Origin of the sequence: Colwellia psychrerythraea (assembly GCF_000764185.1) — a bacterium.
Classification (GTDB): Bacteria; Pseudomonadota; Gammaproteobacteria; order Enterobacterales; family Alteromonadaceae; genus Colwellia; species Colwellia psychrerythraea_B.
Genome location: NZ_JQEC01000016.1, coordinates 1 through 21,702, shown reverse-complemented (window position 1 = coordinate 21,702; position 21,702 = coordinate 1). Strand labels below are relative to the sequence as shown.

The following is a 21,702-nucleotide window of genomic DNA, read 5'->3' as shown; positions in this document are numbered from 1 at the left end:
AGTGGCTTTGATGGTTGTAACTTTTAGCTTTAATCTTTAGCTGTTTATATACACCTTGTACATAACAGCCTATTTCTAAGTGTAGAACTCAATAAATTACCGAGACAATAATTAAAGGGCATTAAAGAGGGAATCCCTTGTTAAGTTATCTCAAACTAAGGGAATATCACACACTCAGAATCGCAATAAAAATCAGTGAAACGAAACCGTTTACAGTTAGTAAGGCAGCTAAAATCATTGGATTAAGCGTTTAGTTATTAACTCAAAAGGTAAAGTGAACAGGGGTTAGCTCTTGGTATAAAGTATGGCTAAGAAATATTTAGATAGGGTGCAAATAATGTCTATGTTTGATTATTAAGGGCTATTAACTAGTTTCATAAATTCTGGATCGTTAAGATAATAATTGAAGTCGTTATCATTTAAAAAAGCTTCAGTACTTTTTCCTTGTCTTCTTGCTAAAGATACAAATAAAAGCAGCTTGGCTTTATCCTGCTTTAAGGCGTAGTAACAGGCAAGATTAAAGTGCAGGACATTATTGTCAACTTCTAGAACATTCATATTTTTACCAAGTATATGTTCAGTCGTCTTATTAAAAAGTTTTGGATTATCGAGCCTTACACTGATATAAATTGCAATACTCGCTACGTCAGAGCTTTTTTCAGATAAACCTACATAAGGAACAATAACGTCAACGTAGCTATTAAAAACAGTAAGAGCAACGTTATGGTTAGCGGTTTTAGTATATTTAATCATTAACTTAGTTGCATAGTTAGCAAAAAATAGAGGTAAAGAGCCTTTGTTTTTATATTGCTTTGCTGTTATTTCAGATAACTTGATGTAGCTATATACTTCAGGCTCAGCATCGATTGCTAATTTATATTTGTTATTAAGCTCTACAACGGAAAGCTCATAGGCATTCTGTTCTTTTTGCTGATTTTTCAATTGTAATTTTTGTTGATACAACTGTTTTAGGTCCCTAATTATGGTTAACACAGGATAAGCTTTATAGCTTGCTAGTAAAGCTAAAAACAGCATGGGGGCACTGAAGCTAGTAACCCATATATAAAAAAAGGGCTGAAGTGTAATGCCTGTATTTAAGTATATAATCAGGTAATGTAGGCCTAAGGAGAGGTAAGCAAAGTAGCCAAAGCAAATTAATGCAATAATCATCGCTTCTCTTTCATTTCTTGAGGTATTTCCAGCTCCATTAGCAAATGATCTGCCTATGGCTTTCGCCCAGGTGAATGCAAAATATACTGCTATTGATAACAGTATAGACATAGCCACAAAGCCGGCATTACCAACCCAGTAGCCCAAGGGAAAAAGCAGGACAAGGGCAATGATAGTTAAAAAACTAAACATAATGAGACCATCAGTTCTAATTTCTTTTATTTTCATAACTACTCTCCCTGCTAGGTCGTTTATTTATGTAATATCTGTTTAATAAAAGAAACATTAGTAGTTTTGACATAGCTAAAATATTTTTTAACAAATATTTTATATTGGGTTATTCCCCCCGTAACAAGAGTTGTTACGGGGGGAAAACGTTTATTGTTTTTCTAAACGTTTTTTAAGATTTAAAGCAGCATCAGCGGCTAATAAGCGCATAAACTCTGAGCCATTATTCTGATCACCTTGTCCGCCCCCAATTACAATTTCAGGTACCAGACGACTATTACCTAAACTACTGAACAGAGCAGTTTGAATTTTTACTTCTGCCTTTAATGTCTCATCAAAAACATATTTAGGATCAAGTGCAGAAGATTTAGCTCTTTGACGAGCTTCAGCTAATACATCCATGCCTTGTGCTTCTAAACGTTGCTGTTTAAGTATTTCAGCTTGCTCTTTGGCTAACTCAGCCTTAACCGCTACACGTTGCTGAGCAGCTATTATGGCATTGGCTTTAACTCTTTCAGCATCAATCTGTTCTTTAATTTTTAGCTTTTCTGATTCAGCTCTTTGCTTGGCTATTGCTTGCTCTCCTAAGGCAACTTCAGTACGAGCTTGTTGTTCTGCTTTTTTTAGATTTTGTCTTGCGAGGGCTTCATCAGCAGCTGCTTGTTTTTGTGCTTCTAGTCTAGCGTTTACTTTACCCTCGTAGTCAATATCTATAATACTCGCATCAACAACTGTTATTCCATAGGCACCTAAGATTGGTGAATTGCGCAATAAATTACCTTTATCATCTTCTTTAATTTTAATGGTGACACGTTGCTGTTTACTTAGGTTATTAGGTTCTCCTAATTTATTACGTCTACCAGAGTCGATTATTTGTTCAGTGACAAAAATTCCATTGATTAGTTGATCTGAAAAATCTTGGCTTAGCTGACCATTGCCACCTGAGTAATGTTGCTCAACTGACATCATTCTTGCCGATGCTTTCACCGTTTCAGTGGTTGCACGCATTAATAAATTTGAAATTAATGTTTCTTGCGAGCCAAACTCTTCATGAATCTTAAGCAAACCTCGTAATGCACCTGAATCACTGGCAGGTACATTACCTGGTAATCTAAAACGAGATACTCCTCTAGATCCCCCGGTAGTCGTATCAAGGAATCGAATTGAAATCAACGGCACAATAGCACTCGCCGTTGCACCTTTATCGCCAGTAAAATTAATAGAGATAACTTTTTTATAGGCTGATATTGTGCCAAAAGCTTTGAAATAAGGACCCGCTTGGCTAATTACCGTTAAATCACCGGTGAATGCTGATTGATGAACTAAACGTTCATCTGCTTCATTCCAAGCAATCATTTGTGAAATTAACGTAGCAATAACTACCAATATGGTCATTGCTGCGGTAATTAAAATAAGGTTACGACGCCCTATTCGGGTAACTAGAGAATCTGTTGCCACTTGTTGATCTGTACTACTCATATTTTTTAACTTCCATATTTAATTTTTTTTTAACAAAATAGATAACTTCTTGTTCACTTAACTGTGCACAAAAACTACCTGATCTATGCAACGCTATAAAGGTTGCGAGTGTATCTTCTTTACTTTGTATTGTTTTATCTTCGTTCTCTTGGGCTTCATTCTTTTCAATAAGTTGGGTGATTAACTCATCCACTATCGTATCTTCATCATATAACACGTTATATTCGTTAGATTTGCTGACTCGGCCTTTTTTTATATTACGATAAATAACATAAAAAGCTGCGCACATAATTATAATGAGCACACTTAACCCCATAATATAAAAAAACATAAATTCTACTTATATTGTTTAGAAAATTGGATTTGGAATAACAAACTTAGGCATAAGCCGTAAATGTTAAGCTAAAGTATTTTACAGGGTTAAAAGGTAAATGACAGATTATAAAGAAATTTATCATTATATTGATGAAAGAAGTAATTAACGATGAAACTAAGTCTGTGATACTCCCAAGTACGTATTTAGACGGTTTTGGTAACTCATTATAAAGCTGCTTTATTTCTATATATTCGTAAGCCGACTTGAATGTGAGCTTTCATAAAGCAATCATTGATAGAAACCTGCCACTCCAACGCTAGTCTTATCTTGCAAATAGCAATGACTCAGTTAAAGCAGATGGTGAAGAAGTTTTAGCATAACGTTGTAATAAGTCTGTAAGTTACGATAACGTTGGCTTACTGGAGAGCTTACAAATAAACAACATATTTTCATTAACCTAATTGAAAAATGTTCTTGTTTTTTTATCATCTGATGGTACAGTTCCGACCAGTTAACAGTCTTTGCTATTTATTTTTTTGGCGTTCAATTACCAACATAAAATATTAATAGGTACATGTACTGGATATAAAGGAATATTTGAAAGCAAATGGATGTGCTGTGTGAGTGAAAGTCAAAATAAAGATAATAAAAATGAAGCTGCGCTTACCGTTTTTAAACCACGGACCCCAAAAAAAGCCAATGTAGAACCTGCTGTTGTAACCGATCAAAGAACGGTTATAAAAGTAAAGGCACCTCAACACGAACTTACCCGAATTAGACAATCTATACGGGTTCAAGATAATAGTATTGGTTTTGCAGCAGCAAAACTAGAAGCCGATGACGCACTACAACAACAAAAAATAGTCTTAAATAACCGTTTTGTCTTAGAGTCGACGCTAGGTGCAGGTGGTATGGGCACCGTTTATAAAGCGCAAGACTTACGTAAAGTAGAAGCGAGTGATATAAAAACAGCCGTCGCGGTAAAAGTACTAAATGATGAGTTCAAAAATCATCCAGATGCTTTTGTTTCTTTACAAAGAGAAGCAAGTCGCTCTCATATATTGTCCCATCCTAATATTGTAACCGTGCATGATTTTGACCGCGATGGTGACGTTATCTTTATGACCATGGAGCTTTTAAGCGGTCGCCCTTTAGATTCTTTATTACGTGATTATAGCGGCACAGGTATGAGCTTAGATAAAGCCATACCTATTATTGAAGATTATTGTAGTGCGCTATCTTTTGCCCATCAAAAACACTTTATTCACAGTGATCTTAAGCCAGGTAATATCTTTGTGACAGATGAAGGTACCAAAGTTTTAGATTTTGGTATTGCTCGCATTAGTAATGTAGCTGCAGTAAAAGACCATTTTGATGCAGGTGATTTAGGTGCCTTGACGCCAGCCTATGCCAGTTTAGAAATGTTAAATGGTGGAGACCCTCATCCAAGTGATGATGTTTATGCTGCTGCACTCATAGCTTACGAACTTTTTTCAGGTAAGCATCCTTTTAATCGCTTACCTGCTAATGAAGTGAGAGATAAAAAGTTAAAGCCTAAACGTATAAAAGAGCTTAATAAACGGCAATGGCAAGCACTTGAAGCCGCTTTAGTGGTAGACCGAGATAAGCGCACGCAATCTATTGAGGATTTTTGGAATGCTTTTGCCAATAAAAAGCGTTTACCCATCTATAGAGTTATTAGCGCAATACTTTTAATTGTCACTGTGTGGTTTGTTTACAATACTTTTATAGCACAAAGTGAAATGTCAAAATTGGCGGACAGTACTTTTATTAAAGCGAGTGATTGTTTAGCTAATAAAAAAGCTAACTGTGCTATGGAGGGTGCCAAGGCTGTATTAAAGCTTACGCCGGATTATCCGGAAGCTCAATTACTGTTACAACAAGCCAAGGCATTAAAATTAGCACAAACCTTAACCGAATTATTTAATGACGTTCACCAGTGTATTTACAATAATAATGACACTGTTTGTGCTGAAAAAGCATTGTATAGTATGCAAAATTTAGCCAGTAACGCTGATCAGACACTAAATGCTGAAGATGAATTAAGCAACTTTAAAGAAAGAACCGCTATTGCTAATGCTTTGAAAAATGCCGAGCAATGTTTGCAAGAAAAATCTTATCTTTGTGTGCTTGAAAATACGAATACCATACTAGATTTACGCCCTGACCACATACAGGCAACCTCATTGAGTCAACAAGCAAACCAGCAAATTAGTCAACTAGAAAAAAAACGCATCGTAACGCAGCAGCAATATGACAACCTTATTATTAAAGCAAACAATTGTTTTAATAATAAGGACTATGCATGTGCAAAAAAATCCGCGGATAGCGCTTTAGTGCTTAATTCAACGGATGAGGTTAGAGCAATACAGCGTGATGCTGAGATGGCTTTAATCGAAGTGAAGCGTAACTTATTAGAGAAGAAACGTAATAGAGCAAGAGCTGATAACATGGTAGTTCAAGCACGCCAATGCTTAGCTAAAAAGCAATATGATTGCGCTATTGCCAAATCTGAATCGGCATTAAATTTAGTGCCCAAATACCCGTCTGCGCTTAATACATTAAAACAGGCGACAGAAGAACGACAAAAACTTAAAACTAGCTTTTCCCTACAGTAGGGTTGACATAAAAAGGATAATTCATGTTTACTAAAAAGATCACTGCAATAGTTATTGCTGCCATTTTACCACTTTCAGCGAATGCAGGTTGGGGCTTAGATGACATCAAAAAAAGTGTTAAACCCGATTGTGCAAATTCAAAAGACAAAGCGAAGTGTAATCAAAAAGCTATTGCTAATACGGCGATTAAAGCTGGAGCATTAATCGCAGCATCAAAACTTATTTATGATTTATTTATTGATTTTAAAACTGAAGAAGTAAACTCCGAAAAGGAAGTTAAAGAAGCTTACTTAAAGTCTAATAAATCGCTCCCTAAAAAACCAACAGTTACTTTTTATAAAACCAATGTAGACCCGGGTAAAATAGTACCTGTGGGCAAGCCAACCACCATTAACTCACAATTAACTGTAGTTGCTGGCTCAAAATCTTCTAATGTAGATATTGAAGAGAAAATTGTCTTTTTTGATAATGACGACGATACAAAAGAAGTCCGTAGTTTAGTTAAAAAAGTTAATGAAAAAACTAAACAAGCAGGTGCTTTTGAGAACTCTTTTACCTTCACTTTACCTGTAGGTATGCCACAAGGTGTTTATAAAATTAAAACATCTTTAATCGTTGATGGCGTTGAAACAGCTCCTCAAGATAACGAAATGCAGGTTGTACTTAATGTGTTTGAAGATCGATCCTACCAAATAGCCGCTGTAAGGTATTAATATATTTGTTACCTGAACGTATTAGTTTTCAAATATGATCGCATTTTAAGTCAGAAATAGTTGTTGGAATATATCTGGCTTATTCATCTCTTTCCTCAAAGGAAGATATTAACCTAATATAGAAATATCATCTAGTCTGCTATCAATACATAAAGGACTATTTGAATAACACTAAAAACCTAGAGACTCTAACCAACCGTATGTACTTAAAATAGCCTAAATGGTAATTCAAGTATCTTCAATAGTTGGTGAGTTAGCACCAGAAGAGGCGGAATAAACACTTGGTGGGGTTGTACGGGGTAAATTGTCAAGACGTAGCTCTACAAGAAAACCCACCACAGTATAATTAATATTAATTAAAGTAATTAACGAGAGAGTTAACTAAGTTAACTAAGTTAACTAGGACATCCATTGTTAATCTATCTCAAACTAAGAAAATACCACCACTTAGAGCCCCAATCAAAATTAGTGAAACGAACCGTTTACAGTTAGTTATCTGATTCATGAAATCAAAATGGCAAGGAAAGTATCTGTTGGGTGTTTTTGGGTGTCATAAAGCCTGAAAGTGTTTTGAAAATAAATGATTAAGCTAATGGGTTCTTAAGCTAAGAGTTTTTCGCAGCAACTTAAGTTCTGTCGTCGCTTTAATCCCTGATGTTGGCAATAGTCCGCAAGCACACCGCTATGACCAACAGCACCATGAAATAGTTTTCTAAAGCCTTTACTCAACGTAAGCCAATTATTGGGACTAATATTAAGGCGCATTAATAACGCAGGCTGCTCGGCTTCAATGTGACCAGATTTATCTTCTCGAATACAGCGACCGGTGAGTTCAATTAATTGATGGTAATCTTTTAATTCAAACGGTAAACCTTTTGACATACCTTTGCGCGGGTTACCTATGAAGGGTAATCAATTCTTAGGCTGTTTAGCTTTTTTAGCATAAGTTATTCGTTGCTTTACGCTGGTGTAGGTTGAGTCCTCAGGTGTTTTCGATATATTAGCTCTTACTGGATTTAAATCAACATAAGCCATGCAGGCGGCAAGCGCGGCCTCATCAAGTAGAGCTTGTGATTTAAAGCGTCCTTCCCAGAACCTCCCAGTACAGTTATCTTTTTGGTTCGCTTGTCTTGCAATGCTTTCATTCAGTAGCCGCATGAACCAACTTATATCCATCAAACGGGAGCGATACTTGGTTAATGTTTCTTGCAAGTAATCAGCAAGGGGCTCACCACGACAATATTGCCGCGTTAACAAAGTCCCTTTAAATAACTTATGCCAGCGTTCAAGTACTTTTTTAATTGACCAACTCTTCGCTGTTGCTTCATCAATGAATAGCACTGTATGGGTGTGGTTATTCATGATTGCATAGGCACAGACGTCAATGGAAAATACCTGACTGAGCGAGCTTAATTTGTTTTCAACCCAAGCTCTCCTGTGTTCGTAACTTTGTCCTGAGGCTTTATCTTCACCACACAAATAAGCCCTACGTACGCAACGGGAAATACAATGATAATACGGAGTGTCAGCTAAGCTAATTAGCTGTTTTCTGGCAGTGGTCATGATAACCCCTGTACTAAGGTGATAATTTAACCTTAATACAGGGTTTGGTAATGCTCAAATAAGAATGGATGTCCTAGTTAATTTCATTTCTGTCAACAAATTGAATTTCAGCCGAGTGTGTTTGGATACAATACAGTAACAACAACTATCCAACTTACTCGCTAAAGGGTGCTATGCGCTATTCAAACAAGCATGGGCATTGGCTATACCGTAAGTGTATGGATAAGTTGCCAGCCATAATAACAAGTAACAAAAAAGGGTGGATTGTAGTAATCAACTAATTTGTTGTGAGCGAGGCTTAGGCATAAAAATCACCAAACTTAATTCAGGTAAATTAAGTTTGGTTTATTGATGTAAATTCAACCAAGCTACTATGGGTGGCCTAATAAGTTATAAGTTCCTAGTTAATTCTCTGAATGACATTTGAATATTTTAATTGGACTCATCCATTTCTTTGAGCCTTCCCTTGGATTTTCAATATTATCAGAGTCTAAAAGGTAGGCATTTCCACCTTTATAAATAGTTACCTCTTTGGCAACCGTTTCTTTTTCTTCAATGTCATCATAATAAAGAATGGCCATATCTAAATGCTCACACCTTGATTCAGAAGGTGATTTAAGCAGCTTTATAACACTAATCTCTGCAGGTTCTTCCTCAGAATCAGGTGTACTTTTATGTACCTTTTCAGGAGTGATTTTAGGGGCAGGTATAACTTTTAAAAGGCGGCTTGCATCACTTGATGCAATTAATTCATAGCTAGGTTGACCATTTTCATCAAGCACTGAAACATCTATTCCTGAATCAATCAAAAATTTCAATGAGTTATAGATATCATCAGAGTCTAGATCGGGTTCACCATTTATCATTCCATGCTTGTGGCGGTGTATGGTATGTAAAAGAGCATTATATCCTTTATTATTTAACTCATTAACATTTGCGCCTTTTTTGATTAAGTATTTCAGTACATTGATTGAACCCGTTTCAGCTGCAGAGAAAATAGCGGTGTTACCATTAAACTCATTTTTTGTATTCACATCAATTTTTACTTCTTCAACAAGTATACGCACCGCTTCAAGGTTTTCGGTTGTCTTTATTAAGGCACTTCCAAGGTAAGATGTAGCGGCTTCCAATATAGTATTCCCGTCATTATTGCGACCGTAGTAATCAACATCTTTATCTATGAGTAACGATAAAATTTCGTTATCTCCAAATTCTAATACTCGATATAAAATTCTTTTGAAACGATCATCACTAGTTGCTCCTGCACTTAATAAGGTTCTGACATTGGAGGCACCTCCCCTTACTACAGATATACTCAAGGCGGTTCCTCCATTGTTGTTCTCAATATTAATATCAACTCCTTTATTTACTAAGTATTCAACAACATCAGGAAACCTACCTTTACACGCTATCATAAGCGGGGTCAGCCCTTCTTCGTCTTTCTCTTCGAAATCACCGTGGTAATTTATAATAAAGTTAAGATCACTAATCTTAAGTGCTTCTGAGAGATCCGCAGCTTTAGGGAATTCTATAGGTTTATCATGGGCCTTATATGTAAGGTTAACGTCAATATGTTCTAGCCCCAAAGGGGTTTCTAAACTAAGAGTACCCTGGTGGTTCATAGTACGTCCATCACCAGAAAAGCTAACACGAAACGAAGCTTTTCCATTTTCCAAGAATAGATTAAATCCGTCTTCTATAAATTCAATACGACCTATCTCTTTTATGTTGCCTTTTTTTATTTGAATAAACCGACGAGAATCAATCAAAAGATCTACTTCACCGTCATACCAGGAATAATCCATCATTTTAGTTTGAAGGTGTATGATCTTTTCCTCGTTGTTGGGTTTCTTTACAAAAAAAACGACTAATGCCGTTATCAAAATTATTAGAAGAAAAAACAAAATGTTCGGGGGCAGGTGACTAAAAGCCATAAATTAAATCCATTTTTTATTATATGACGCTCAATGATATCGATACAAAAAGACAAAGGCAAATCAACATTTCCGGGGACTTTCCTATGTATTCCAATTCAGAAAAATTTAAAAAATTACGATTTCTGTATCAGAAGCTGTAAATAAAAAAGTTTTTATGGGGTATTGATAAAAGATTTTCATGGGTGGCCAAATAAGTTTTATAAGCGAGTGTCCTTGTTGTTCTAAAAGTCATCAATCACACTATTTATCTGAAAACTTAATAAAAATCCCTGTTTACTCTCGGTGATTAAAGGCCTTTTAGCTTAATTAAAGTGAGCAGTTATTGATTTCTTAAATATTATTTATAAGCGAGTGACCATGTCAAGCTTCTCAAATTTTAATGAAGTAATAAATGTTATTGGTTAACCAGTTCAATACCTAAGTTATCTGTAATTATTACTTTCATGGGTATGCCGTGTTTTATATTGTTCTCTGCTTGTTTCTCTAGTTCTGGGTGCTGTTTAGAGTCAAACTTTAATGAGACATAGACCGTTTTTGGGAAGTTATCTTTAAATTTAAAAATTATCACTCTATAGCCTGAATCGGTATCTTTACTACCAGCAACTCCTTTATTGATAACTCGGTAGCTTTCAATAGGTAGTCCCATAACTTTATTCGAAGGACGAATATCCATTGGTAGATTAATGACTCGTTCGCCAAAAGCTGAACGAGCAGAAGATTTACTTGGTAGTATGGTAAATAAAACAATAGGGCCAAAAATGAGAGCACACGAGGTTATCATCATTTTTTTTAATGTTATGCCGTATGGATTATATAAATTCACCCATGCTTCTTGCCATGTTTTATCCGGGTAAAAATCCATTGTTTCTAGCTGCATCGACACGATATAGGCAAAGCTGTGCATAAGCGCAAAAAAAACAGGTGTAAAAGCAGCAATGAAACAAGCAGTAGAAAAAAGACCACGCCATGAGAATTCTCCCCCCGCGCTTGGTAAACCTAATCGAGTACTACCTTTATCTCTTAAATAAGTAACTTTTTTATAAATTCGATTAAATGAAAATGATGCACCACTGATGTTACTATCTTTAACTGCGGGTGCCTGTAAATTATCAGCAGGGTAAAGTAAGGCCTCATTTTTTGATATGTCCCCGACATAAATCATCTGATTCTTTTCACCATGTAGCGCCCAAGATATTTTATTAATAATTGAACCAGTACTTGCCCAAATAATAATATAAGTGAAAAATAAACCAATATATAAAACGCCTTGATGGTCTATTTCATTATGATATTTAAACCACCAAACGGTTACTTTTAAAATGTTAGTTTGATAAAAATACTGAAAAACTAAATTCGATAGAATAAAAGGGATTAGTATTAGGAAAATATCTTTTAGGTAAACATAAGTCATTGTAATTCTTGTTGTGGTAAAGCTGTCAGGACTGTGTCCTAAAAGGATAAAAAGTTTTTCATTTAAATGATGATATATCTATCGCACCATAACCCATTCATTTTGCTTATTAAGATAAAACATAAACTTATATAGGTGGATTAGCTGTGAAGAGGAGTTGAAATACAAAATAGGTTGGTCTTTATCAGAATCAATTACTCTAGCCAGTTTGCCATTGGCAAGGATCTCTAAACGCATTCCTTCTGTTTGGAAATCATAAAGTTCTAGCTCTTTATCATGCATATCTACGCCAACACTTAGTTTCAGATGCCCTGCCTCTTCGTCAGGTAAGTTGTAGGCAATAGATGTCTCGGCCGCTCGTTTACTATAAAGCGCTTTGAGTTTTTCTAAGTCTTTGTTCTCTAATGCTTCATGGATCGTTTGATATTTTTTCAATAAGGATTCAAAGTTTTGACTATTATTTTCGATTGATTTCCCGTCTTGCCATACCCATTGAGGAAAAGGTGAGTTAATGGTTGTGGCTACTTTGATAAGATGGCTTTTATCTTTATTAAGTTCTATTTCCTCTGATTTTTGTTGTTTAGTTGTAATGTTTTCAATATTGAAACTTACATGATCTTCAGTAAGCTTAACAGTAGCTGTTGCTAACTTAAGTTTAATTCCATTATTAAGAGATAAATCTTGTTGAAACAAGGTAGCCGTTACATAAGCGCCTTCAGAATAATTTTCAACGATGCTATCTCCATCATATGGTAGGAACGTTTTGATGCTCAGGATGTTCTCTCCATCAACAATAGAGTCAGGAGCAGGGACCTCTACAGTTAATTGTCCTTTTTCATCATCGAAATAAACAGGAATGTCATTAACTCGAACATCAACCCCTACTCCATTTAAATCAATATCTACACCATAAAATAGTTTATCGTTATTTGTGTTTGCCATGGTTAAGCCTTTCATAAGTAATATAATAAATGTTAGCGATAATATTATTTTTATCGTTATTTTGTTCATGGTAGTAATACCTGCTTGTTTGGTCAAAGCCTAGAACTTTATCAAATAGCGCCTGTTATTTGACTGAGTTTCTGGACACCCTTCTGCTGTATCTGTATCTTGTGGTGCTTCTTCATCTGGACTTGGAGGAATTAGTACTATTTCTTTACTTGTTGATTCCTCTATCTGGTCAGGGATTTTGCTATACTTGCTCTTTTTACGTCCAAGTATCGAAACGTTTTTCTCAAGCTTCTCATATTTGGTAAATACTATAACCAATCCATTAAATAAGAAACGGCAATACCAGTAATAACCAATATCATCTCGCTCTATTACAGATTTTCCTACAAAACCACTTTTAATTCCTGCTCGATAATTTTTTTCAAATTTAATAACCCAGAAGTGGCCTTTAGCCCCGATAAGTGTTTCAAATTGAAAATCCATTGCAATAGCTTGTTCTGATTTACAGTCTTTACTATCTTTCCCGTTAGTTCCTTTAGTGGTAAAATTAACAAAAGCTTTGGCGTCGAGACTTAATACTAACTGGATGTCAGCTTTCAAGCTTGCAAAGCTTTTTTCATTACCTACACCTTTTACCGCCGCAGCAACCACTGCGCCAACAGGTGTTCCTTTTGTTGCCGTAAGAATTGCAGGAAAAAGATCAATACTTCCTTTTATTCCAATAAGAGGGTCTGCAGCAACACTTAAGGAGTATGTACTCATAACTTCTGTTGATTGTTTATTCTCTAACAGTTCAGCTTCATATTTAATAGACAAATTAGGCCAAAATATTTCTAATTTGACACCTGAATCGTAATATTCACCATTACTTAAGTTTTTTAATAAGGAATCTACCTTATTAGTAACATCATCAATATTTGCTAGGACTTTATCAATATTGTTTTTATAGTCACCTGCAAAATCTTTTTTCTTTTCGTCATAATAAAGTTCCATTTTACCGTGGAACTTTCCAGACTTATTCTCGTGTTTATTAACAACGTCTATTTGACCTGTATTTTTATTTTCAGATGTTGAGCGGCTAAGCTCTTTATTCCCAAAAGAATACCCAACACTTGCATTCCATTTGATCTTCGGAAATACGTTCACTTCAACGGCAGACGTTGAAAAACGATCACAAGCATTAGCGGAAATTTTATACCTTTTAGGTTTTATCGAAGGTAACCATAAAACATTAAGAGGATTGGTGACCGGCTCACAAGCCAGCTCATATACATTACTAAGTGAGCCTTTTGTTGTTTTAGCCGGTGATGGCTGAATAGATGTACTAGACGATGTGTGATTATCACATGGAGCGTTGGCTTCAATTTTTGCAGTGATCTTTTCAAAGCCACCTTTGTCTTTTTCGCTAGCGACAACATTTAAACTTGGAACTATGCTTGAATCACTGGTGACTATTTGCTTTCTTCCATCATGGTCACAGGCAACTGTTAATTTAGTTAGCTCACACACCTTTTCTTCATCGTCTTCTTCTTCTGCAGTTGTTTGTGCTGGAGCAGGTTCTTGTGTGTTTGAACTGACTACTTCAGCTACTTCCTCAATAATATCTTGAGCTTCTGGTTTTCTAGCCTCAGCTTCTTGGGTGATTACTATTTCGCCCTTAATTAACGCTTGCCCTAAAGCTTCATTCATTGCACTGGCATTAGTCGTACTACTAGCGGGAACGTTTAAATTTAGACTATGAACCAAATCAGTTAATTGTTCACGAGCAGGGTATAAAGTATTTAAAAAGTTTTGTGTATCAGCCAGGCTACTAAATTGTTTTTGTTCTTTGGGGGCGTCGGTTAACAAACAACTTGCAGGTAAAAATTCAAAAGTTAAGCCACTTTGCTTGAAACGTCTTTTCTCAATGGACTGGTTTATATCAGTTAATGAACCGCTCTTAAAAGCCTGCACACTACCTTGTATTAACGCTTGAGCAATATAGCTTTCAATACTAATCCAGGGATTAGCTTTGTTCCAATTGTGGTAATTAAAAAATGAATTCTCTTGTGCCAAGTTCTCCCAAAAAAACAGTGGAACTTGCAAGCTGTGAACAAAATGCAAAGCTATATTTTCATCGCTAAAAGATTCAGCTTTAATCGAACTTGGAAGAGAGCTTATGCCTTTATTGGTAAGCCTTAGCGTGTAATGCAGGCCAGTTCTACTTTTGAACACTTGTGAGGTTAACATTTTATTGCGCACAGTCCGTTGAATACAATGGTTTTGATGCTAGTGATTATAACTAGGCTTTAAAGGTGATTGCACGTTTTTTATTTAAATTACAATTATTCACATTATTAAGTTAATAAATAGTGGGGTTATGTTGTTTCAATAGGCAAACCAAAAACTGTCATTCCCTTAACATGTTATTCAATAACTCCGTCCTTTTCTCGTCAAAATCTCTGTTCATAGACCGAAAAAGTCATAATCGCAAGTCAGGCTCAAGTCTAAAGTTAAGTAAAAGTGCAAATTAGTTAGTATTTATTCACCTTTGAATTTGTACTCTAAGCTAATTAATTAATACCTCACCTATTGATGTTAACCTCATAAAGCTCCGTATATAGTGCCTTGTAGCCCAATGGTGAGTTTCTTATAAATTGCAGTCGTTACAATAATTGTACAATTTTTAACTACACACAAAGTAACAAATATGGTTATTATGTTGTCAATTAAGTTGAAAATATGTTAATTTCGCGCACGAAATAGACTTTGGTTAGCGTTACAGCAACAAGCTTACTTGTTCTGATAGTTAACTTTGAAACTGCACCTTTATTCGCATGGATGCTCGTGTAGTTATTGTCTTTTAAACGTATTACTTTTCATAAATTAAAGTAAGCGTTAATCCATATTCTTATTATTTTTACTTTTACTTTAGATACGCAGGGAAGTTTTATGAAGTTTTCATCTTTAGCGCCAGTGTTTTTACTTTCGCTTGGCACCTTAACCGCATGTGGTAGCGATTCTTCAGATCCAACTCCTACCGTCGAAGACACCACAGCGCCAGTTATTACCTTAAATGGTGGTAGTTCTCTTACTCACAGTGCAGGCACTGATTATGCTGATGAGGGTGCTACAGCCAATGATGCCACCGATGGTACAGTAAGCGTTACCATAACAGGTGCTGTTGATAGTGATGTGGTGAGCAGTTACACACTTACTTACAGTGCTAGTGATAAAGCAGGTAATAAAAACAGCATAACGCGTACCGTAAATGTTGTTGATACCATTGCGCCGGTTATTACTATTGCAGGCGATAGTCCTTTAAGCCACAGTGCTGGTACTGATTATAGCGACGCTGGTGCTACCGCAGAAGATGCGACTGATGGCACTGTTGATGTAGTCACCACAGGTAACGTTGATAGTGCGGTAGTAGAAAGTTACACACTCACTTACACCGCAACGGATGCTGCCGGAAATAGTAGCACGGCAACGCGCACAGTTAATGTGGTTGATGATATTGCGCCAGTATTGGTTATTAGTGGTGCTAATCCACTCACTCATAATGTCTTTGGCACTTATATCGATTTAGGCGCAGTGGTTACTGATAATGTGGACGACGCTAACGCAATTACAATTACCGCAACAGGTGAAGTAAAAGCCAATGTCATTGGTAGTTATACCGTTACTTACACCGCAACAGATGCTGCTAATAATGCCGCAACGCCTGTTGTGCGTACGGTCAATGTTGCCGATTTAACAGCACCCGAAATCACGCTTACAGGTGATGCGATAATTGAACATAACTATGCTGCTATTTATGATGACCAAGGCGCAACAGCCGTTGATGCCGTTGATGGCGATGTTGCTGCCACGACTACAGATACTGTGCTTATCAACAAAATTGGTAGCTATGGTCTTACTTACATTGCAACGGATGCCGCAGGCAATGAAGCTACCCTTGAACGTGTTGTTAACGTTGTTGATATTACTGGTCCTGTTATCACTCTGACCGGTGGTAATACCATTAGTTTAGGTAAAGGGCGTGTTTATAAAGAGTTAGGTGCAACAGCACTTGATAACCTTGATGGTGTCGTTGTGGTCGGTGCGCCAACAGGCACAGTAGATTATGACACTATCGGTCAATATGAGTTAACTTATACCGTAACAGATACAGCTAATAACGTAAGTAGCCAAGTCCGCACCGTTGATGTGGTAGCACCTACCCCATTTATTACTACTTGGAAAACAGATAACAATGGTGTTAGTGCAGATAACGAAATAACTATTACAACTAACCCTGCTCATGCCAACTATAACTACACAGTTGATTGGGGAGACGGTAGTACGAGTGAAAATTTAACCGGCGATTCACCTCCTCATACTTATGCTATTGCAGGCACCTACACAGTAACAATTAGTGGCGATTTTCATCAACTTTACTTTTTTAGTAACAGTTTTGATAATGATAAGTTACTTAGCGTTGAGCAGTGGGGAGATGGTCTTTTATTATCATTAAGTCAAGCATTTGTCGGTTGTGATAACCTCGTGATAAACGCTAGTGACACCCCAAATTTAAGATCTGTTGTCGACTTGTCTTACATGTTTTATGAAGCAAGTTCTTTCAATCAAGATATCAATGCTTGGGATGTTAGTTCAATCACTGATATGAACTCAATGTTTGAAGGTGCAACCTCATTTAATCAAGCCCTTAATAGCTGGGATGTCAGTTCGGTATTAGAGATGAAATCTATATTCAGGGAAGCGACTTCATTTAATCAAGACATTAGCCAATGGAACATGGGCTCTGTGACTGATACTCGTACTATGTTTTATAACGCTATAGCTTTTAATCAAAATATCGGGTCATGGGATGTTAGCTCATTAACTACTATGTCAAGTATGTTTAATAAAGCGATTTCATTTGATCAAGACATCAGTAGTTGGAATATCGGCTTAGTGACCAACATGAAAAGTTTGTTTTTTGGACTTTCTATTTCCACAGAATATTATGATGCGTTACTCGACAGTTGGAGTAAGCAAGAGGTACAAAGTGGGGTTACTTTTGGTGTCGGAACTAGTCAATATTCTCCCAGCTCTCAAGACGCGAGAGACATTCTAACAGGTAAAGGTTGGCTTATTACCGATGGCGGTGCTACCCCATAAAAATAGTTTTTATAAGCTAATTTCAACCCGTTAATAATAGCTTGCGTTACAGCGAGCAATATAAAAAAACATACGCAGTAAGGATATTCGCATGAGCAGTCGCTTTAATGGTCAAAGCAACAATGAGTTTAGTGGTATTAACAAGCAAAAGGTTAATAGTAAAAAAACTAAAAAGTCTCATGCGAACTTTACTGCTCATATAAGTAACTCAAAAATAAGTAAAAGCAAAAACAAAGCCTTTGCACTCTCTTCTACTGCCTTTTCAGTGTGTTTAGCACTATCAAGTTATGCTTTACCCGTACTCATTAATCCTGCTTTTGCTAATGGCCCTAAAGGTGGTGTTGTTGTTGGTGGTAGTGGTGATATTTCTAAAATAGATGCCGCAACTACGCTTATTAACCAATCCTCACAACACATGGCCATTAATTGGGATAGTTATAATATTGCTGCCAATGAAACTGTGCGTTATGTGCAACCCAATGCTAGTGCCATATCACTTAACCGGATTTTGGGAGTAAACGGCTCTACTATTGCTGGTCAAATTCAATCTAATGGTCAGGTTATTTTAATTAATCCTAATGGTTTAGTTTTTACTGATACCTCAGTATTAAATGTTGGCGGTATTATTGCCTCTGGTCTGGATATGTCGCCAACAGATTTTATGAATGGCGATTATATTTTTAATGATCTTACCTTTGAAAATGGTACCAGTGCTAATGGCAAAGTCATTAATCGTGGCATTATTAACGCAGCAGTTGGTGGAAATGTTGCACTTATTGGCAAACAGGTCATTAACGAAGGGTTAATTGAAGCTAATTTAGGCTCAGTTACTTTAGCTGCTGGTAAACAAGCAGTATTAACTTTTGATGCTGGTGGTGTACTGGGCGTTAGAGTCAGTAAAGAAATTCTACAAGATGAATTAGGCGTCGATCCTGCGTTAATTAACAGCGGTGAAATTAATGCTAAAGGTGGACGAGTATTATTAACCGCCAGTACTAGCCAAGATATTTTTTCACAAGCGGTTAACTCTGGCCTAGAACAAGCAACTAGTGTGGTCGTTCATGAAGATGGCAGCTTTACCTTAGGTGGCGGTGCTGATGTTGTTAACAGCGGTAAAATAGATGTTTCTTCAGTTGAATTAGATTCGACTCTTAGTAATGCTGGCCAAATAGTGGTGTTAGGTGAAAATATCACTTCCAGTGGAGAGATCCTTGCTAACTCGAATTCTTTTAATGCCGGTGAAATAGAAATTCATGCGCAGGATACATTACTATTTACTGAACAAAGCTTGACCTCAGCGCGTAGCAGCATAGCTACAGGCGGAACTATCAAGGCATTAGGCGATAAAGTTGCGCTATTAAATGATTCAGCTATGGATGCTTCTGGTGACATTGGTGGCGGTGAAATACTAATAGGCGGTGATTATCGCGGTGAAAATGAATTAATTAGAAATGCCAGTGCTAGTTATATTGCTGGTAATACCCATATTAACGCTGACGCTATAAATGAAGGTGACGGCGGAAAAGTTATTATCTGGAGTAATGACTCCGCTAAAGTATATGGCAATATATCAGCTACAGGCGGTTTACTTAATGGTAACGGTGGATTTGTTGAAACCTCTGCTGAGGTAGTTGATTTAAGTCTTAATGTTAATGTTTCTGCAAATCAAGGTAATTCAGGTACTTGGTTAATAGACCCTTTTAATATTACCATAGATGATGTACCTAATGATTCAGCCATTGATGACTCACAAACCCCTACAGCACCCGTTACCGATCTTTTTACTAATGCTGGTGCTGACTCTACGCTAGATATCGATTCCTTGTATGCAGTTTTTACTAACGGGGCACATGTTAAAGTTGAAACATCTGATGCCGGTGGCCTAGCAGAGCCAGATGGCGGCAATATAACACTTGCCACCTCTATAGACATAGAAAATAAGCCTGAAGGTGGTGATGTCACTCTTACCTTATCTGCTCATCACGATATTAATATTAATGGTGTTATTCATGACTCGGTCCTTGACGTTGAAAGTATCAGCTTGGTTTTTGAAGCTAACTCCAACGGTGTAAGTGGTGGTGATGTTAATATCAATGCAAATATTGATACTAGGGGGGGCTACTTAGAAGCATCGGGTGACAATATTATTTTTTCTGCAGCAGCTAATGTGCTAACTAATGGCGGTTATATAACTTTAGATGCCGTCAACTCTATTAATTTTGATAACAGTATTATTAATAGTGGCTCAGGAAAAATTACCATAACGGATATCACTGCAAGTGTAGACTTTGGCACCAGCACCATTAATACCGGTGGTGGAAACCTTGAGATATTTGATACCTCGGTAGGTGTTACTGCTAGTGGCAGTGTTAATTTTAATGCCAGCAACATAAGCACTGAAGGTGGTAGTATTGTTGTTTTTGACGCTTTAGACGCTGATATTGCTACGGGCGGCATAGATTTTGGTTCAAGCACCTTTGATACCGCAGGCGGTAATGTAACCCTAAATTCCACCTCAGGTATTGTTGCTTTAAATTCTACGGCTATCACAACGCAAGGCGGTAGTTTTATAAGCGCTGCTAGCGCCAGTGTGAGTACTGTTAATTCTTCAATTACCACTACGGGTGGTGAAAACCTTGATGGTGGCGCTATTAATATTAGCACCACAGGTGCATTGAATGTTGATACCTTAACGGCAGATGGCGGTACAACTAATAGAGGTGGTGGTTCAAACACTGGTGTTGTTGGGCGTGCTGGAGGGGATATTACCTTACTCAGTAACAATAGTAATATTACCGTAAATCAAAATGCATCTGCTATTGGCACTACTGGTGATTATAGAGATGTGTGGTACGAATTAGGTCAAAATGGCGGAGAAGGTGGGGCTGTAGCTCTAACTGCTAATAGTGGTACTGTAGACACCCAGGCAATAAGTACTGATGGTGGTGCGGCAGCTGGAGATAATGAGTACTCTGATAGTGGCTGGGACATAAACCAAGCCAATGGTGGTAATGCTGGTAGTATAATATTAGTCGCTGATAGCGCTTTAATAAATGGTAACTATAGTGCTGTAGGTGGTGTTGGGGTTGGTCGGTATTTCCGAGATGGTTCAGACTCTGCAGGAGGATACCCTAGTGTACAAGGCGTTGGCGGTAATGGTGGTGATGTTTCAATTACGGCTAATTCAGCAACACTAAATAATGACATTAATGCCAGTGTTGGTGCAGTTAACGAAGAATCGCTAGTAGGTGTTATTGAAGGTATCGTAAATATAAACCTCAGCGGCAGCGATGGCATTGCCACAATAGGTCGCAATAGCGCCTTCACCACCCAAGTAAATATTACGGGTAACAATAGCCAAACCCTCATAAGTACCAGTACTTTCGACGGTTTAGAGTGGTTTATTGATGGCGCTGGCAATGGCTCTTGGCGCGATAACAGTGACAGTAGCGCGCTAAACCTTGTTTTTACCGGCATTGAAAATTTCACTGGTGGCGTAAATACCGATGTATTTAATATTACCGAGTCTGGCAGCATTCTTACTGGTGGCATCATTGATGGCGGCAGTGGCACTAACACCTTAAAACGTACAAATACTACTATCACTAATACATGGGTTGTTGATGGCCTTGATACAGGTACGTTGAACACTATTCGCTTTAATAAAATACAAACCCTTACCGGCAGCAGTGTTAATGATAACTTTAGTTTTACCAGTGCAACCGCGAGTGTCGGTACAGTCACTGGTGGTACAGGCAATAACTCACTAACGGCACGTGATGCAGATAATGAATGGCATATCACAGGGGATAATAGCGGTGTTTTATACCAAGACAACGCTGGAGCAGGTTTTGGCACCTCTTATATAGATAGCTTTACTGATATTCAAACCCTTATTGGTAGTAATGCCAACCTAGATAACTTTGTTATAGACAGTGGCAGTAGCATCGACAGTATCGATGGCGGCAGTGATGGTAATAACTCACTGACTGGTCGAGATACCGATAACGAATGGGATATTTCAGGCAGTAATAGCGGTATTTTATATCAAGACAATGCAGGTGCTGGTTTTGGCACTTCCTATGTTGATGCTTTCAGCAATATTCAATCGTTAATTGGTAGTGATGCCAATTTAGATATTTTTGTGATGGGA

At 37.1% G+C, this 21,702-nt stretch carries 11 protein-coding genes and 1 pseudogene; 4 read left to right on the top strand and 8 right to left on the bottom strand.

Features of this window, described 5'->3' with window-relative positions:
* Nucleotides 1–354 precede the first annotated feature (354 nt).
* From GAB14E_RS24060 to GAB14E_RS14815, 3 genes are all read right to left on the bottom strand, one after another.
* Nucleotides 355–1,398 carry a TPR end-of-group domain-containing protein gene (locus tag GAB14E_RS24060; RefSeq protein WP_052093588.1) on the bottom strand — a complete coding sequence of 348 codons (1,044 nt, stop codon included), beginning with the start codon at nucleotides 1,396–1,398 and terminating at the stop codon, nucleotides 355–357.
* Nucleotides 1,399–1,548: 150 nt separating this feature from the next.
* Complete coding sequence (locus GAB14E_RS14810; RefSeq protein ID WP_033081724.1) at nucleotides 1,549–2,877, bottom strand: SPFH domain-containing protein; 1,329 nt, start codon at nucleotides 2,875–2,877, stop codon at nucleotides 1,549–1,551.
* A complete protein-coding gene (locus GAB14E_RS14815) occupies nucleotides 2,870–3,208 on the bottom strand; it encodes a hypothetical protein (protein WP_033081723.1) in 339 nt (112 codons plus the stop codon). The genes GAB14E_RS14810 and GAB14E_RS14815 overlap by 8 nt, the downstream gene beginning before the upstream one ends.
* Nucleotides 3,209–3,813: 605 nt before the next feature.
* On the opposite strand from GAB14E_RS14815, the gene GAB14E_RS24055 reads away from it, so the two are divergent.
* Nucleotides 3,814–5,832 (top strand): serine/threonine protein kinase, encoded by a 2,019-nt coding sequence (locus GAB14E_RS24055; protein ID WP_052093587.1) that lies wholly within the window; start codon nucleotides 3,814–3,816, stop codon nucleotides 5,830–5,832.
* A 23-nt stretch (nucleotides 5,833–5,855) separates the two neighbouring features.
* On the top strand, nucleotides 5,856–6,545 hold the full coding sequence (locus GAB14E_RS14820; RefSeq protein ID WP_033081722.1) for a hypothetical protein: 690 nt from the start codon (nucleotides 5,856–5,858) through the stop codon (nucleotides 6,543–6,545).
* Nucleotides 6,546–7,145: 600 nt separating this feature from the next.
* Here the strand turns inward: GAB14E_RS14820 and GAB14E_RS23725 are convergent.
* The 5 genes and pseudogenes from GAB14E_RS23725 to GAB14E_RS14840 form a co-directional block, all read right to left on the bottom strand.
* Nucleotides 7,146–8,108 (bottom strand): annotated as a pseudogene (locus GAB14E_RS23725) (transposase).
* Between the two features lie 404 nt (nucleotides 8,109–8,512).
* The gene (locus GAB14E_RS14825) at nucleotides 8,513–10,042 is read right to left on the bottom strand and encodes an ankyrin repeat domain-containing protein (RefSeq protein WP_033081721.1); all 1,530 of its coding nucleotides are present in this window, start codon (nucleotides 10,040–10,042) and stop codon (nucleotides 8,513–8,515) included.
* 397 nt (nucleotides 10,043–10,439) lie between these two features.
* Nucleotides 10,440–11,456: a hypothetical protein gene (locus GAB14E_RS14830; protein WP_033081720.1), complete on the bottom strand. Its 1,017-nt coding sequence runs from the start codon at nucleotides 11,454–11,456 to the stop codon at nucleotides 10,440–10,442.
* A gap of 78 nt (nucleotides 11,457–11,534) precedes the next feature.
* Entirely contained in the window at nucleotides 11,535–12,467 is a 933-nt protein-coding gene (locus GAB14E_RS14835) for a hypothetical protein (protein WP_033081719.1), read from the bottom strand.
* Between the two features lie 30 nt (nucleotides 12,468–12,497).
* A complete protein-coding gene (locus GAB14E_RS14840) occupies nucleotides 12,498–14,636 on the bottom strand; it encodes a hypothetical protein (RefSeq protein ID WP_033081718.1) in 2,139 nt (712 codons plus the stop codon).
* 702 nt (nucleotides 14,637–15,338) lie between these two features.
* Between GAB14E_RS14840 and GAB14E_RS24050 the strand changes: the two genes are divergently transcribed.
* Both GAB14E_RS24050 and GAB14E_RS14845 read left to right on the top strand, forming a co-directional pair.
* A complete protein-coding gene (locus GAB14E_RS24050; protein WP_052093586.1) occupies nucleotides 15,339–17,549 on the top strand; it encodes an immunoglobulin-like domain-containing protein in 2,211 nt (736 codons plus the stop codon).
* A gap of 91 nt (nucleotides 17,550–17,640) precedes the next feature.
* On the top strand, nucleotides 17,641–21,702 hold a 4,062-nt coding region (locus GAB14E_RS14845), incomplete at its 3' end, for a beta strand repeat-containing protein (RefSeq protein ID WP_033081717.1).